Origin of the sequence: Klebsiella sp. MS 92-3, assembly GCF_000195655.1 — a bacterium.
GTDB lineage: Bacteria > Pseudomonadota > Gammaproteobacteria > Enterobacterales > Enterobacteriaceae > Klebsiella > Klebsiella pneumoniae.
This window is the reverse complement of record NZ_GL882770.1, coordinates 156,273-169,959: the sequence shown is the minus strand read 5'-3', so window position 1 is coordinate 169,959 and position 13,687 is coordinate 156,273. Positions and strand designations below refer to the sequence as shown.

The 13,687-nt window shown below is 58.1% G+C and carries 13 protein-coding genes; 5 read left to right on the top strand and 8 right to left on the bottom strand.

The genetic code is table 11. The features are described from left to right. Positions 1–284: YebG family protein (locus tag HMPREF9538_RS0127175; RefSeq protein WP_032457028.1), on the bottom strand; the 284-nt coding region annotated here is incomplete at its 3' end. 144 nt (positions 285–428) lie between these two features. Between HMPREF9538_RS0127175 and purT the strand changes: the two genes are divergently transcribed. Then, a complete protein-coding gene (purT, locus tag HMPREF9538_RS19755; RefSeq protein ID WP_002911418.1) occupies positions 429–1,607 on the top strand; it encodes a formate-dependent phosphoribosylglycinamide formyltransferase in 1,179 nt (392 codons plus the stop codon). Between the two features lie 56 nt (positions 1,608–1,663). Here purT and HMPREF9538_RS19760 read toward each other — a convergent pair whose 3' ends face one another. The 4 genes from HMPREF9538_RS19760 to HMPREF9538_RS0127170 all read right to left on the bottom strand — a co-directional run bounded on the left by HMPREF9538_RS19760 (position 1,664) and on the right by HMPREF9538_RS0127170 (position 6,013). Then, the gene (locus HMPREF9538_RS19760; RefSeq protein ID WP_002911423.1) at positions 1,664–2,305 is read right to left on the bottom strand and encodes a bifunctional 4-hydroxy-2-oxoglutarate aldolase/2-dehydro-3-deoxy-phosphogluconate aldolase; all 642 of its coding nucleotides are present in this window, start codon (positions 2,303–2,305) and stop codon (positions 1,664–1,666) included. Positions 2,306–2,343: 38 nt separating this feature from the next. Then, positions 2,344–4,155, bottom strand: coding sequence for a phosphogluconate dehydratase (gene edd / locus HMPREF9538_RS19765; protein ID WP_002911425.1), 1,812 nt, complete (start codon positions 4,153–4,155; stop codon positions 2,344–2,346). Positions 4,156–4,377: 222 nt separating this feature from the next. Next, positions 4,378–5,853 carry a glucose-6-phosphate dehydrogenase gene (gene zwf, locus HMPREF9538_RS19770; RefSeq protein WP_002911427.1) on the bottom strand — a complete coding sequence of 492 codons (1,476 nt, stop codon included), beginning with the start codon at positions 5,851–5,853 and terminating at the stop codon, positions 4,378–4,380. 10 nt (positions 5,854–5,863) lie between these two features. Continuing rightward, complete coding sequence (locus HMPREF9538_RS0127170; RefSeq protein WP_004145554.1) at positions 5,864–6,013, bottom strand: hypothetical protein; 150 nt, start codon at positions 6,011–6,013, stop codon at positions 5,864–5,866. A 159-nt stretch (positions 6,014–6,172) separates the two neighbouring features. Between HMPREF9538_RS0127170 and HMPREF9538_RS19775 the strand changes: the two genes are divergently transcribed. Further along, positions 6,173–7,078, top strand: coding sequence for a MurR/RpiR family transcriptional regulator (locus tag HMPREF9538_RS19775; RefSeq protein WP_004145555.1), 906 nt, complete (start codon positions 6,173–6,175; stop codon positions 7,076–7,078). Between the two features lie 125 nt (positions 7,079–7,203). Continuing rightward, entirely contained in the window at positions 7,204–8,646 is a 1,443-nt protein-coding gene (pyk, locus tag HMPREF9538_RS19780) for a pyruvate kinase (RefSeq protein ID WP_002911440.1), read from the top strand. 40 nt (positions 8,647–8,686) lie between these two features. On the opposite strand, the gene lpxM is transcribed toward pyk, so the two are convergent. The 3 genes from lpxM to znuA form a co-directional block, all read right to left on the bottom strand. Continuing rightward, complete coding sequence (gene lpxM / locus HMPREF9538_RS19785; protein ID WP_004175421.1) at positions 8,687–9,661, bottom strand: lauroyl-Kdo(2)-lipid IV(A) myristoyltransferase; 975 nt, start codon at positions 9,659–9,661, stop codon at positions 8,687–8,689. 117 nt (positions 9,662–9,778) lie between these two features. Continuing rightward, positions 9,779–11,098, bottom strand: a complete 1,320-nt coding sequence (gene mepM / locus HMPREF9538_RS19790) for a murein DD-endopeptidase MepM (protein ID WP_004148858.1) — start codon at positions 11,096–11,098, stop codon at positions 9,779–9,781. A 15-nt stretch (positions 11,099–11,113) separates the two neighbouring features. Beyond that, on the bottom strand, positions 11,114–12,058 hold the full coding sequence (gene znuA / locus HMPREF9538_RS19795) for a zinc ABC transporter substrate-binding protein ZnuA (protein ID WP_004199391.1): 945 nt from the start codon (positions 12,056–12,058) through the stop codon (positions 11,114–11,116). Positions 12,059–12,169: 111 nt separating this feature from the next. Between znuA and znuC the strand changes: the two genes are divergently transcribed. Together znuC and znuB are read left to right on the top strand one after the other, a co-directional pair. Continuing rightward, positions 12,170–12,889, top strand: coding sequence for a zinc ABC transporter ATP-binding protein ZnuC (gene znuC / locus HMPREF9538_RS19800; RefSeq protein WP_004197828.1), 720 nt, complete (start codon positions 12,170–12,172; stop codon positions 12,887–12,889). Next, positions 12,889–13,674, top strand: coding sequence for a zinc ABC transporter permease subunit ZnuB (gene znuB, locus HMPREF9538_RS19805; RefSeq protein ID WP_009484448.1), 786 nt, complete (start codon positions 12,889–12,891; stop codon positions 13,672–13,674). The genes znuC and znuB overlap by 1 nt, the downstream gene beginning before the upstream one ends. Positions 13,675–13,687: the final 13 nt, after the last annotated feature.

Genomic DNA, 13,687 nt, shown 5'->3' with positions numbered 1-13,687 from the left:
GCGGCGGTAGCCGACGGCGCGGAGGCGTCCTGTGCGGGCGTCTCTTGCTCCGGCAGTCGGCCAACTCGCAGGATATGCTGCAGCGCTTCTTTACGCTCCGCCAGCCACATCGCCATGGTATCGCGCTGGACGTCATCCATCTCCAGCGGCGATGCCACCAGCCAGTCATTCAGCACCTCTGCCAGATCGAGCATTTTGTCGTAAGCGTCGGCCTCTTTTTTGCTGGCAAAAGACATTTTTTCCTCACCTTCGCGGATCACCACATATTTAATTTCAACCGCCATACTGCAGCCTCTCAACACTGTATTTTTATACAGTATAGCAAATTTCCCTCCCGGACTCAACTCACGCGCGTTACGCGCGTAAAGACATACGCAAACGTTTTCGTTTATAATCGCTGCCATCTTTTTTTACTGCGGATGAGAGTTATGACTGTATTAGGCACCGCGCTGCGCCCGGCAGCCACCAAAGTTATGCTGTTAGGTTCCGGCGAGTTGGGTAAAGAAGTCGCTATTGAATGTCAGCGTCTGGGCATTGAAACCATCGCCGTAGACCGCTACCCCGATGCCCCGGCGATGCAGGTCGCCCACCGCGCCCACGTCATCAATATGCTGCACGGCGAGAGCCTGCGCGCCCTGATTGAACAGGAAAAACCTGATTATATCGTGCCGGAGATCGAAGCTATCGCTACCGACACCCTGGTCGAACTGGAACAGGCCGGGCAGAAAGTGGTCCCCACGGCGCGGGCGGCAAAGCTCACCATGAACCGCGAAGGCATTCGCCGCCTGGCGGCGGAAGAGCTGCAGCTTCCCACCTCCCGCTATCGTTTTGCCGACAGCGAAGAAGGCTTCCGCGCGGCGGTTACCGAGATCGGTTTGCCATGCATCGTTAAACCGGTGATGAGCTCCTCCGGCAAAGGCCAGAGCTTTATCCGCTCGGCTGACCAGCTCAGCGAAGCCTGGCGCTATGCGCAGCAGGGCGGCCGCGCTGGCGCCGGACGGGTGATCGTCGAGGGGGTGGTGAACTTCGATTTCGAAATCACCCTGCTCACCGTCAGCGCTGTCGATGGCGTGCATTTCTGCGCTCCGGTTGGCCATCGTCAGGAAGACGGCGATTACCGCGAGTCCTGGCAGCCGCAGCAGATGAGCGACCTGGCCCTCGAGCGTGCCCAGGCCATCGCCCGCGAGGTGGTGCTGGCGCTGGGAGGTTATGGTCTGTTTGGCGTGGAGCTGTTCGTATGCGGCGACGAGGTGATCTTCAGCGAAGTCTCCCCGCGACCACACGACACCGGGATGGTGACGCTTATCTCCCAGGATCTCTCGGAATTCGCCCTGCACGTTCGCGCCTTCCTCGGGCTACCCGTCGGCGCTATCCGCCAGTATGGTCCGGCCGCCTCCGCGGTGATCCTTCCGCAGTTGTCCAGCCAGAACGTCAGCTTTGGCCAGCTGCAGTCGGCCGTCGGGGCTGGCCTGCAGCTGCGTCTGTTCGGCAAGCCGGAGATTGACGGTACCCGCCGCCTGGGGGTAACCCTCGCCGTCGCCGATTCGGTTGAGGAGGCCGTGGCGCGCGCTAAAGCCGCCGCCGCGGCGGTCATCGTCGAAGGGTAAAGACAAAAAACCCGGTCGCGTTGCCGCAGACCGGGTTGTTGACCTGGAGGCGTGGTTTATTTCGCGCCTTCCACCGCTTCTCGCGCGAGGGTGGTGATGCGATCGTAGTCGCCGGCTTCGAGGGCGTCGGCTGGCACCAGCCAGGAACCGCCGATGCACAGTACGCTGTTCAGCGCCAGGTAGTCACGGTAGTTGGCCGGAGAGATACCGCCGGTCGGGCAGAAACGAATGTGGCCGAACGGACCCGCAATCGCCTGCAAGGCTTTCACGCCGCCGTTGGCTTCCGCCGGGAAGAATTTAAACTCTTTCAGGCCATACTGCATACCCAGCATCAGCTCAGATACCGTGCTGATCCCCGGGATCAGCGGGATGGTGCCGTCTTCGGTCGCCGCTTTCAGCAGGGATTCGGTAAGACCCGGGCTGATAGCGAACTGCGCGCCGGCTTCCGTTACCGCTTTCAACTGCTCAACGTTGGTAACCGTGCCCGCGCCGACAATCGCGTCCGGAACTTCTTTGGCAATCGCGCGGATCGCCTCCAGGGCGCACTCGGTGCGCAGGGTAACTTCCAGCACGCGAACGCCGCCCGCCACCAGCGCTTTCGCCATCGGTACCGCGTGTTCCAGCTTTTTCACTACGATAACCGGGACAACCGGACCGGAGGTGAGGATTGCTTCTGCTGTTGTTTTCCAGTTTTTCATCAGGATTTTCTCTCGCCAGATCTAGAAATTAAATCGTCTTAAAAAGTGATGCAGGTTGCGCCCTGCTCCGCGCCAGAGAGCTTCTCACGCAGCGCCCCAAACATCTCCCGACCGGTTCCCACGCGCGACGCGCTGAGGTCAGGGATATGCGGCTGACGCGCCGCCAGTTCGGCCTCATCCACCAGCAGCGTCAGTTCCCCCGTCTGTCCGTTCACGCGAATAAGATCGCCATCGCGCACTTTCGCCAGCAAGCCGCCATCATACGCTTCAGGCGTGACGTGAATGGCTGACGGAACTTTACCGGAGGCGCCAGAGAGTCGGCCATCGGTCACCAGCGCTATTTTGAAACGGCGGTCCAATAATACACCAAGTGGCGGCATAAGTTTATGTAATTCTGGCATCCCGTTCGCTTTTGGCCCCTGATGACGGACCACCACCACGCAGTCTTTGTCCAGCAGCCCCGCTTCAAAGGCCGGCAACACGTCGTGCTGGCTCTCGAATACCACCGCCGGCGCTTCAATCACCTGGTTCTCCACCGGGACCGCCGAAGTTTTCATCACCGCGCGTCCCAGGTTGCCGCTCAGCACCTTGGTGCCGCCGTGGCGGGAGAATGGTTTTTCAAAGGTCGCGATGACCTGGTCGTCCAATGGCGCTGTCGCCCCTTCGCGCCAGTCCAGCTCGCCGTTATTCAGCCATGGCTCCAGGGTGTAGCGCGACAGGCCAAAGCCGGCCACGGTGTGAACATCCTCATGCAGCAGGCCGCCTTTCAGCAGCTCGCGCACCAGTACCGGAACGCCGCCTGCCGCCTGGAAGTGGTTGATATCCGCCGGGCCGTTGGGATAGAGGCGCGCCAGCAGCGGCACCACGTCTGACAGGTCGGAGAAATCGTCCCAGTTAATGATAATTCCCGCCGCGCGGGCCATCGCCACCAGGTGCATAGTGTGGTTGGTGGAGCCACCGGTCGCCAGCAGCGCCACGATGCCGTTGACCACCACTTTTTCGTCAAACATTTTGCCCAGCGGCATCCACTCATTGCCGTTGCCGGTCATGCGGGTGACCTGGCGCGCGGCGGCGGCGGTCAGTGCTTCCCGCAGCGGAGCATCCGGATGGACAAAGGACGAGCCCGGCAGCTGCATGCCCATAAATTCGACCACCATCTGGTTGGTGTTCGCCGTTCCGTAGAAAGTACAGGTCCCCGGCGCGTGATAAGAGGCGGCTTCGGACTCCAGCAGCGCCATACGGTCAACTTTCCCTTCTGCATACAGCTGGCGAATGCGAACCTTCTCTTTATTCGGCAGGCCGCTGGCCATCGGACCGGAGGGAATAAAGACCGACGGCAGATGGCCAAATGAGAGCGCCGCCATGGTCAGACCGGGAACAATTTTATCGCAGACCCCGAGATACAGGGCCCCGTCGAACATGTTATGCGACAGGCCGATGGCGGCGGACATAGCGATCACCTCGCGGCTCAGGAGTGAAAGCTCCATCCCGTCCTGCCCCTGCGTTACGCCGTCGCACATCGCCGGCACGCCGCCGGCGACCTGGCCGACCGCATTGGCGCTGTGCAGCGCTTTGCGGATGATCTCCGGGTAGTGTTCATAGGGCTGGTGAGCGGACAACATGTCGTTGTAGGAGGTGATGATGGCAATGTTGTTGCGCAACATGCTCTTCAGGGAGGCTTTGTCGTCAGCCTGGCAGGCCGCGAATCCGTGAGCCAGATTGCCGCAGGCCAGTTGCGCACGATGCACGGTGTCGGTTTTGGCCTGGTTAATCCTTGCGAGGTAAGCCGCGCGGGTGTCACGCGACCGTTCGATAATGCGATTTGTTACCCGTAACATTGTCGAATTCATAAAGGCTCCTCAAATTTTTATCTGTCCGGCCGCTGCGTGATGACGTGTTGACGTGGTAAAGGCCACAAACACCAGCGCTCAGGGGCAAAATGTCTGCAGGCAGTGTAATAAAAAAAGCCCCGTGGGTGAATCCTCACGGGGCTTAAAAGATTAAAAAGCGTGCGACTTTCTGCGTCAGATCATGTTACCGGTAAAATAACCCTGACGGATTAGCCTCCAGCCTTACTCGAACTCGTTCCATGAACGACCGTCGCGAGTGATCATGGCCACCGACGCAACCGGTCCCCAGGTCCCGGCCTGATACGGTTTCGGCGCATCGCGGTCGGCTGCCCAGGCTTCGGTAATGGAGTCAACCCATTTCCACGCCTCTTCTACTTCGTCGCGGCGAACGAACAGCGCCTGGATGCCACGCATGGTCTCCAGCAGCAGACGTTCATAGGCATCGGCCAGGTGCGTCTGGTTGAAGGTTTCGGAGTAGCTCAGATCCAGTTTAGTGATCTGCAGGTTATGTTTATGATCGAGGCCCGGCACTTTGTTCAGTACCTGGATATCTACCCCTTCGTCCGGCTGCAGGCGAATGGTCAGCTTGTTCTGCGGCAGCTCCTGCCAGGTCTCTTTAAACAGATTCAGTTCCGGGGTTTTGAAGTAAACCACTACCTCTGAGCATTTGGTCGGCAGACGTTTGCCGGTGCGCAGATAGAACGGTACGCCAGCCCAGCGCCAGTTATCGATATCGACGCGGATCGCCACGAAGGTTTCGGTGTTGCTGGTCTTGTTGGCCCCCTCCTCTTCGAGATAGCCAGGCACTTTTTTGCCCTGGGCAAAGCCGGCGGTATACTGGCCGCGAACGGTTTTCTCGCGCACGTTGGAGCGGTCAATACGGCGCAGGGATTTCAGCACCTTGACCTTTTCATCACGGATGCTGTCGGCGCTGAGATCGGACGGCGGCGACATGGCAATCATGCACAGGATCTGCAGCAGGTGGTTCTGGATCATGTCGCGCATCTGCCCGGCCTGGTCGAAGTAACCCCAGCGCCCTTCAATACCCACCTCTTCCGCGACGGTGATTTCGACGTGATCGATGGTGCGGCAGTCCCAGTTATTGACAAACAGGGAGTTGGCGAAGCGCAGCGCCAGCAGGTTGAGGACCGTCTCTTTACCGAGATAGTGGTCGATACGGTAGACCTGACACTCTTCAAAAAACTCGCCGACCTGGTCGTTGATTTCACGGGAGGTTTCCAGCGAGGTGCCGAGCGGTTTTTCCATGACCACGCGCGCAGGCTTGGCATTAAGCTTCGCTTCGCCCAGCCCTTTACAGATCGCGCCAAAGGTGCTCGGCGGCATAGCGAAATAGTTGATGGTGACACGGTTCTTTTGATCCAGCATCTCACCCAGGCGGGTGAAGCCGCTGGTGTCATTGACGTCAAGATTACAGAACTCCAGGCGTCCGCTCAGGGTATCCCACAAACCTTCATCAATTTTTTCCTTCATGAAGGTTTCCAGCGCTTCGCGCACGACTTTGGTATAAGCCGCTTTATCCCAGTCGGCACGGCCGACGCCAATGATTCTGGTGTCAGCGTGGATCTGGCCCGCCTTTTCAAGCTGATACAGGGAAGGCAACAATTTACGCCGCGCCAGGTCGCCCTTCGCGCCGAAAATGACCAGGTCGCATGCCTGGGCCGTTTGCGTTACCGCCATGTCATTCTCCTCAGTTGATAGTCTGGTGCTTTTGCCAGGCTATATTTGTAATTTTCTTACACTGCACTGTACTGTGTTTACGTATTTCCCGAAAGCCTTCCCCTTCGTTTGCGGCGGTAAAACCGCACAGGGTGAAAACATTCGGCGATGATTTGGGCATTCGGCCGTTATTGTTCGTTGTTTGTACCTGGTTCAGGTCAGTAAAATACGACCCTGATCATGTAATGAAAAAAAACAACATCATTTCACGTCATTCCTCACCGCTTGCGCTTGCGGAGGGGTATATTCTTGCTAAAACGCCCAATGATTTCACCCATTAATGAAATCGTTTCCATTGATGAGCGCCCTGTTACTAATGAACATGCTGGAAAAAATCCAGTCCCGACTGGAACACCTTAGCAAATCTGAACGCAAAGTGGCGGAAGTGATCCTCGCCACCCCCGAGCAGGCCATTCATTCGAGCATCGCCGCCCTCGCCCTTGAGGCCGGCGTTAGCGAACCGACCGTCAATCGCTTCTGCCGTAGTCTCGAAACCCGCGGATTCCCTGACTTCAAACTGCATCTGGCCCAGAGCCTTGCGCACGGCACGCTCTATGTTAACCGGAATGTCGATGAAGACGACAGCGTTGAGTCATACACGGGAAAAATATTCGAATCGGCCATGGCGAGTTTAGATCAGGTGCACCATTCTCTCGACATGTCGGCGGTAAATCGCGCGGTGGATCTGCTGACTCAGGCCAAAAAAATCGCCTTTTTCGGCCTCGGCTCCTCAGCGGCGGTCGCTCACGACGCGATGAACAAATTTTTCCGCTTTAACGTGCCGGTCATCTATTCCGACGACATTGTCCTGCAACGCATGAGCTGTATGAATTGCGATGACGATGATGTGGTGGTGATTATCTCGCATACCGGAAGAACCAAGAGCCTGGTGGAGCTGGCGCAGCTGGCTCGTGAAAACGATGCCATGGTGATCGCTCTAACCTCCGCCGGTACGCCGCTAGCCAGGGAAGCCACGCTCGCCATTACCCTTGATGTGCCGGAAGATACCGACATCTATATGCCGATGGTCTCCCGTTTGGCCCAGTTGACCGTCATTGACGTGTTGGCGACTGGCTTTACCTTGCGTCGGGGGGCAAAATTCAGAGATAACTTGAAGAGGGTCAAGGAAGCGCTGAAGGAATCGCGTTTTGATAAAGAACCATTCGTACCCAGTGATAATCAATAAAAGTTGATAACAAGCAGTACCCCATTACACCTTCGATAACGATCCGGCTGTGCGACGTTGCAGGCTGGCGCTACCGAATCCATGTTCACGCAACACCAAAGTTGTATCAGTCAACGGAGTATTACATGTCCAGAAGGCTTCGCAGAACCAAAATCGTTACTACCTTAGGCCCGGCAACTGACCGCGATAACAACCTGGAAAAGGTTATCGCCGCGGGCGCAAACGTAGTACGTATGAACTTCTCTCACGGCACCCCGGAAGATCATCAGCTCCGTGCCGACAAAGTGCGTGAGATTGCGGCAAAACTGGGCCGTCATGTGGCCATCCTCGGCGACCTCCAGGGACCAAAAATTCGCGTATCGACCTTCAAAGAAGGCAAAATTTTCCTCAACGTCGGCGATAAATTCCTGCTCGACGCAAACCTTGGCAAAGGCGAAGGCGACAAAGAGAAAGTCGGGATCGACTATAAAGGCCTGCCGGCGGACGTCGTGCCGGGCGATATCTTATTGCTCGACGATGGTCGCGTGCAGCTGAAAGTCCTCGAAGTTCAGGGGATGAAAGTTTTCACTGAAGTGACCGTCGGCGGCCCGTTGTCCAACAACAAAGGGATCAACAAGCTGGGCGGCGGCCTGTCTGCCGAAGCGCTGACCGACAAAGATAAAGCTGATATCGTCACCGCCGCTAAAATCGGCGTCGACTACCTGGCCGTCTCTTTCCCGCGCTGCGGCGAAGACCTGAACTACGCCCGTCGCCTGGCGCGCGATGCCGGCTGCGATGCGAAAATCGTCGCCAAAGTTGAGCGTGCCGAAGCGGTTTGCGATCAGGATGCGATGGACGACGTGATCCTCGCCTCCGATGTGGTAATGGTTGCCCGTGGCGACCTCGGCGTCGAGATCGGCGATCCTGAGCTGGTGGGCATCCAGAAAGCGCTGATCCGTCGTGCCCGTCAGCTGAACCGTTCCGTCATCACCGCCACCCAGATGATGGAGTCGATGATCACCAACCCGATGCCGACTCGCGCGGAAGTGATGGACGTGGCCAACGCCGTGCTGGATGGTACCGATGCGGTGATGCTCTCCGCGGAGACCGCTGCCGGTCAGTATCCTTCGGAAACCGTGGCCGCGATGGCGCGCGTGTGTCTGGGCGCGGAAAAAATCCCTAGCCTCAACGTCTCCAAACACCGTCTGGACGTCCAGTTCGACAACGTGGAAGAAGCAATTGCCATGTCGGCGATGTATGCCGCCAACCACCTGAAAGGCATCACCGCCATCATCACCATGACCGAATCGGGCCGTACCGCGCTGATGACTTCGCGCATTAGCTCCGGTCTGCCGATTTTCGCCCTCTCCCGTCACGAGCGCACCCTGAACCTGACCGCCCTCTACCGCGGGGTGACGCCGGTGTTCTTCGACAGCCAGAATGACGGGGTGGCCGCCGCGCACGACGCCGTCAATCTGCTGCGGGACAAAGGCTATCTGGTCTCCGGCGACCTCGTGGTCGTTACCCAGGGTGACGTGATGAGCACCATCGGCAGCACCAACACCACCCGTATCCTCACCGTCGAGTAAGCACGGTAGAGATAAAAAAGCCTCCTGACGGAGGCTTTTTTTATTTCTTTTTCGGGAACAGCTCTTTGCGTTTATAGGGCTCGATTTCACCCGGCTTGCGCGTTTTCAGCAGCTTCAGGATCCAGGTATACTGCTCGGTGTGCGGCTTAACAAACACTTCCACTTCTTCGTTCATCCGCCGGGCGATGGTCGTATCGTCAGCGTCCAGCAGATCGTCCATCGGCGGGCGCACCAGCACCGTCAGGCGGTGCGTCTTGCCATCGTAGACCGGGAACAGCGGTACGACGCGGGCGCGGCATACTTTCATTAAGCGGCCAATCGCCGGCAGCGTGGCCTTGTAGGTGGCAAAGAAATCCACAAACTCGCTGTGTTCGGCGCCGTGATCCTGATCGGGCAGATAGTAGCCCCAGTAGCCCTGGCGCACCGACTGAATAAACGGTTTGATCCCATCGTTGCGCGCGTGCATACGCCCGCCAAAACGACGACGCACGGTATTCCACACGTAATCGAACACCGGGTTACCCTGGTTATGGAACATCGCCGCCATCTTCTGCCCGCCGGAGGCCATCAGCATCGCCGGGATATCCACACCCCATGCATGCGGAACGAGAAAAATCACCTTCTCATTATTGCGCTGCATCTCGTCGATGATCGCTTTCCCCTGCCAGTCAACGCGGGCAAGGATTTTCTGCGGATCGCGCAGGCCCAGCTCGGCCATCATCACCATCGCCTGCGGCGCCGAGGCATACATGGCGTCGATAATCGCTTCCCGCTCGTACTCGCTTTTTTCCGGGAAGCAGTACAGCAAATTAATCTGCGCCCGGCGGCGCGAGCTTTTCGCCAGACGCCCTACCAGACGACCGAGTTTGCCGAGGAGCGGATCGCGAAAGGATGGCGGCGTCAGCGCAATACCGGCGAAGGCAAAGACCCCCAGCCAGGCGCCCCAGTAGCGCGGCAGTAAAAAGGATTTTTCAAACTTAGGGATAAACTCAATATTATTTTTTTTCGTTTCCATGCCCAATCCGCAGATCGACTGCTTAATCAAGATAATGGGATAGTGTAGCGAGACGTCGGGTATCCTACAAAAGAAAAAGCCGGCGCCCTGGGGCACCGGCTTTCCACTGACCGGTGGTTAGTCAAACCGCAGCTGCGGAACGACCTCTTTGACCTGCGCCAGATAGTCGGTCCGGTCGGAACCGCTCAGCCCTTCGGTACGCGGCAGCTTAGCCGTCAGCGGGTTGACCGCCTGCTGGTTGATCCACACTTCGTAGTGCAGGTGTGGCCCGGTAGAGCGTCCGGTATTCCCCGACAGCGCAATGCGATCCCCGCGCTTCACTTTCTGCCCCGGCTTCACTAACAGCTTACGCAGGTGCATGTAGCGAGTGGTATAGGTGCGGCCGTGGCGGATCGCGACGTAATACCCGGCAGCGCCGCTGCGTTTGGCCACGACTACTTCACCATCGCCCACCGCCAGCACTGGCGTTCCCTGCGGCATCGCGAAATCGACGCCACGGTGCGGCGCGACGCGGCCGGTGACCGGGTTCAGACGACGCGGATTAAAGTTAGAGGAGACGCGGAACTGACGCGCCGTTGGGAAGCGCATAAAGCCCTTCGCCAGACCCGTCCCGTTGCGGTCGTAGAATTTGCCGTCTTCGGCGCGGATGGCATAGTAATCCTTACCGTCAGAGCGAAGACGCACGCCGAGTAACTGGCTTTGCTCACGTTTGCCGTCGAGCATTTCGCGCGACATCAATACCGAGAATTCGTCGCCTTTCTTCAGCTTACGGAAATCCATCTGCCACTGCATGGCCTTGATCACCGCGCTGATTTCCGTGCTGGTCAGCCCGGCATCACGCGCGCTGGAGACAAAGCTGGCGCCGACGGTGCCCTTCAGCACGCTGTTGACCCAATCGCCTTTCTGCAGCTCGCTGCTCATTTTAAAACCGTTATCCACACGGGTATAGGTGCGGGTCTCGCGGCGGGACATCTCCCAGGTCAGGCTCTGCAGATCGCCGTCGGCGGTCAGGGTCCAGGAGAGCTGCTGGCCAATCTTCAGGTTGCGCAGCTCTTTATCGGCGGAGGAGAGCTGGGCGATATCGCCCATATCGATACCGTACTGGTTCAGAATACTGCTGAGCGTATCGCCGGTCGACACCACGTATTCGTGCCCGCCGGCATCGCTATCGGCTTTTTCGTCGAGCTCATCCTGAGGAATGGCTTCTTCTTCCTGCGGGGCCTGGTCGATCGGCTCGGAGGCTTCCGGCAGCAGGGAACGGATCTCGCTTTTTTCCAGTTCAATGGTTCTGACGATGGGGGCGGATTCCGGGTGGTAAATGTAGGGTCGCCAGACGGCGACCGCTAAGGTAAGAACGCTAAGCGACCCCAGCATGACGCGATGTGGTCGTGGCAGATTGTTGAATGCCTGAGTGACAGCGCGGGCTATCTGTTGCACGTATTCACTTCCTCGTTAATCTCCTTTCAGGCAGCTCGAATACTGATTCGCCAGTTGGGTGAGGAATTGCGGGTAACTCGTTTTACCCAGCGTAATTCCTGTCCCCAGTGGATCCAGGGTCCCCATGCGCACAGACGTGCCCCGGGCAACAGCTTCGATAACCGCTGGCCTGAACTGTGGCTCAGCAAAAACGCAAGTGGCTTTCTGCTCAACCAGTTGTGTTCTGATTTCGTGTAAACGCTGCGCACCGGGCTGTATTTCAGGGTTGACGGTAAAGTGCCCCAGCGAGGTCAAACCGTAGTGTTTTTCAAAGTAACCGTAGGCGTCATGAAAAACGAAATAGCCCTTCCCTTTCAGCGGTGCCAGCTCATTGCTCACCTGCTTGTCGGTCGCCGCCAGCGCGGTCTCGAACTGCTGCAGGTTGCTGTCGAGTTTGGCTCGACTCTGCGGCATAAGTTCCAATAATTTATCGTGGATTGCAACCGCCGAAAGCCGCGCTATCTCTGGGGATAACCACAGATGCATATTGTAAATACCGTGATGGTGATCGCCGTCACCTTTTTCTGCTGCGCCATGGCCATGACCATGGTGATCGTCATCGTCGTCCGCCCCGGTGATGAGCAGCGGTTTGACCCCATCCAGCTCGGCAATCGTCACCTTTTTATTCGCCGCAATGCTTTGCGTCGACTTATCCATAAAGGCTTCCATTTCCGGACCAATCCACACCACTAAGTCTGCGTTCTGTAAGCGTTTTACATCAGAAGGACGGAGGGAATAATCATGCTCGGAGGCGCCATCGGGCAGCAGCACCTGGGTCTCGGTCACCCCATCGGCGATGGCCGCCGCGATAAAGCCCAGCGGTTTCATAGAAGTCACCACGGCGGCGCTGGCCAGCGGTACCTGCGCGAACAAAAAAACAGCGCCAAGTCCAGCGCAAAGAAGCGTATTTTTATGTAACATAATGCGTCTAGTCATCGAAATAAGTGAGTGTGATGTGATATTATAACATTCACTAGCTTGTGCAACCCCTAAATTACTATGACAAACCTTGTAACGCTGGAAAATGTCTCGGTGGCCTTTGGCCAACGCCGCGTGTTGTCTGACATCTCGCTGGCTCTCACGCCAGGCAAAATCTTAACCCTGCTGGGCCCCAACGGCGCCGGCAAATCGACCCTTGTGCGGGTGGTTCTCGGGCTGGTAGCACCGACAGAGGGTGTTATCAAGCGTGACGCACGCCTGCGCATCGGCTATGTGCCGCAGAAACTGCATCTGGACGCCACGCTGCCGCTGACCGTCAGCCGCTTCCTGCGTTTGCGCCCGGGCACCCGTAAAGACGACATCCTGCCGGCGCTGAAGCGCGTGCAGGCGGGGCATCTGATCGATGCGCCGATGCAAAAGCTCTCCGGCGGCGAAACGCAGCGCGTACTGCTGGCCCGCGCCCTGCTCAACCGTCCGCAGCTGCTGGTGCTGGATGAACCGACCCAGGGTGTTGACGTCAACGGCCAGGTGGCGCTCTACGATCTTATCAACCAGCTGCGCCATGAACTGGACTGCGCGGTGCTAATGGTATCCCACGATCTGCATCTGGTGATGGCCAAAACCGACGAAGTTCTGTGCCTGAACCAGCATATCTGCTGCTCTGGCGCACCGGAGGTGGTCTCCATGCACCCGGAGTTTATCTCCATGTTCGGCCCGCGCGGCGCGGAACAGCTGGGGATATACCGCCACCACCATAATCACCGCCACGACCTTCAGGGGCGAATTGTACTGCGTCGGGGAAACAGCCGCTAATGATTGAACTTCTGTTACCTGGCTGGCTTGCCGGGATGATGCTGGCCTGCGCCGCTGGTCCGCTGGGCTCCTTTGTGGTCTGGCGCCGCATGTCTTATTTCGGCGACACGCTGGCGCATGCGTCTCTGCTCGGCGTCGCTTTCGGTTTATTGCTTAACGTCAATCCGTTCTATGCGGTGATCGCCGTGACCCTGCTGCTGGCTGGCGGGCTGGTGTGGCTGGAAAAACGACCGCATCTGGCGATCGATACCCTGCTGGGCATCATGGCGCACAGCGCGCTGTCCCTGGGGCTGGTGGTGGTCAGTCTGATGTCTAACGTCCGCGTCGATCTGATGGCGTACCTGTTCGGCGATCTGCTGGCGGTTACGCCGCAGGACCTGATCGCCATTGCCATTGGCGTGATGATTGTGATTGGCATTCTGCTCTGGCAGTGGCGGAATCTGCTGGCGATGACCATCAGTCCGGACCTGGCGTTTGTCGACGGCGTGAAGCTGCAGCGGGTCAAGCTGCTGTTGATGCTGGTCACCGCCCTGACTATCGGCGTGGCGATGAAGTTCGTCGGGGCGCTGATCATTACTTCCCTGCTGATTATCCCGGCCGCCACCGCCCGCCGTTTTGCCCGCACGCCGGAGCAGATGGCCGCCGTGGCGGTGGGCGTGGGCATGCTGGCCGTTACCGGCGGGTTAACCTTCTCGGCTTTCTACGATACCCCGGCCGGGCCGTCGGTGGTGCTCTGCGCCGCGGTGCTGTTTATTCTCAGCATGACGAAAAAAGCCGCCAGCTGAAAATGAAAAAGCC

Excerpts from the sequence above, each read along its gene's own strand:
- purT (WP_002911418.1), top strand. The coding sequence starts at position 429 with ATGACTGTATTAGGCACCGCGCTGCGCCCGGCAGCCACCAAAGTTATG.
- HMPREF9538_RS19760 (WP_002911423.1), bottom strand. The coding sequence starts at position 2,305 with ATGAAAAACTGGAAAACAACAGCAGAAGCAATCCTCACCTCCGGTCCG.
- edd (WP_002911425.1), bottom strand. The coding sequence starts at position 4,155 with ATGAATTCGACAATGTTACGGGTAACAAATCGCATTATCGAACGGTCG.
- zwf (WP_002911427.1), bottom strand. The coding sequence starts at position 5,853 with ATGGCGGTAACGCAAACGGCCCAGGCATGCGACCTGGTCATTTTCGGC.
- HMPREF9538_RS0127170 (WP_004145554.1), bottom strand. The coding sequence starts at position 6,013 with ATGCCCAAATCATCGCCGAATGTTTTCACCCTGTGCGGTTTTACCGCC.
- HMPREF9538_RS19775 (WP_004145555.1), top strand. The coding sequence starts at position 6,173 with ATGAAATCGTTTCCATTGATGAGCGCCCTGTTACTAATGAACATGCTG.
- pyk (WP_002911440.1), top strand. The coding sequence starts at position 7,204 with ATGTCCAGAAGGCTTCGCAGAACCAAAATCGTTACTACCTTAGGCCCG.
- lpxM (WP_004175421.1), bottom strand. The coding sequence starts at position 9,661 with ATGGAAACGAAAAAAAATAATATTGAGTTTATCCCTAAGTTTGAAAAA.
- znuA (WP_004199391.1), bottom strand. The coding sequence starts at position 12,058 with ATGTTACATAAAAATACGCTTCTTTGCGCTGGACTTGGCGCTGTTTTT.
- znuB (WP_009484448.1), top strand. The coding sequence starts at position 12,889 with ATGATTGAACTTCTGTTACCTGGCTGGCTTGCCGGGATGATGCTGGCC.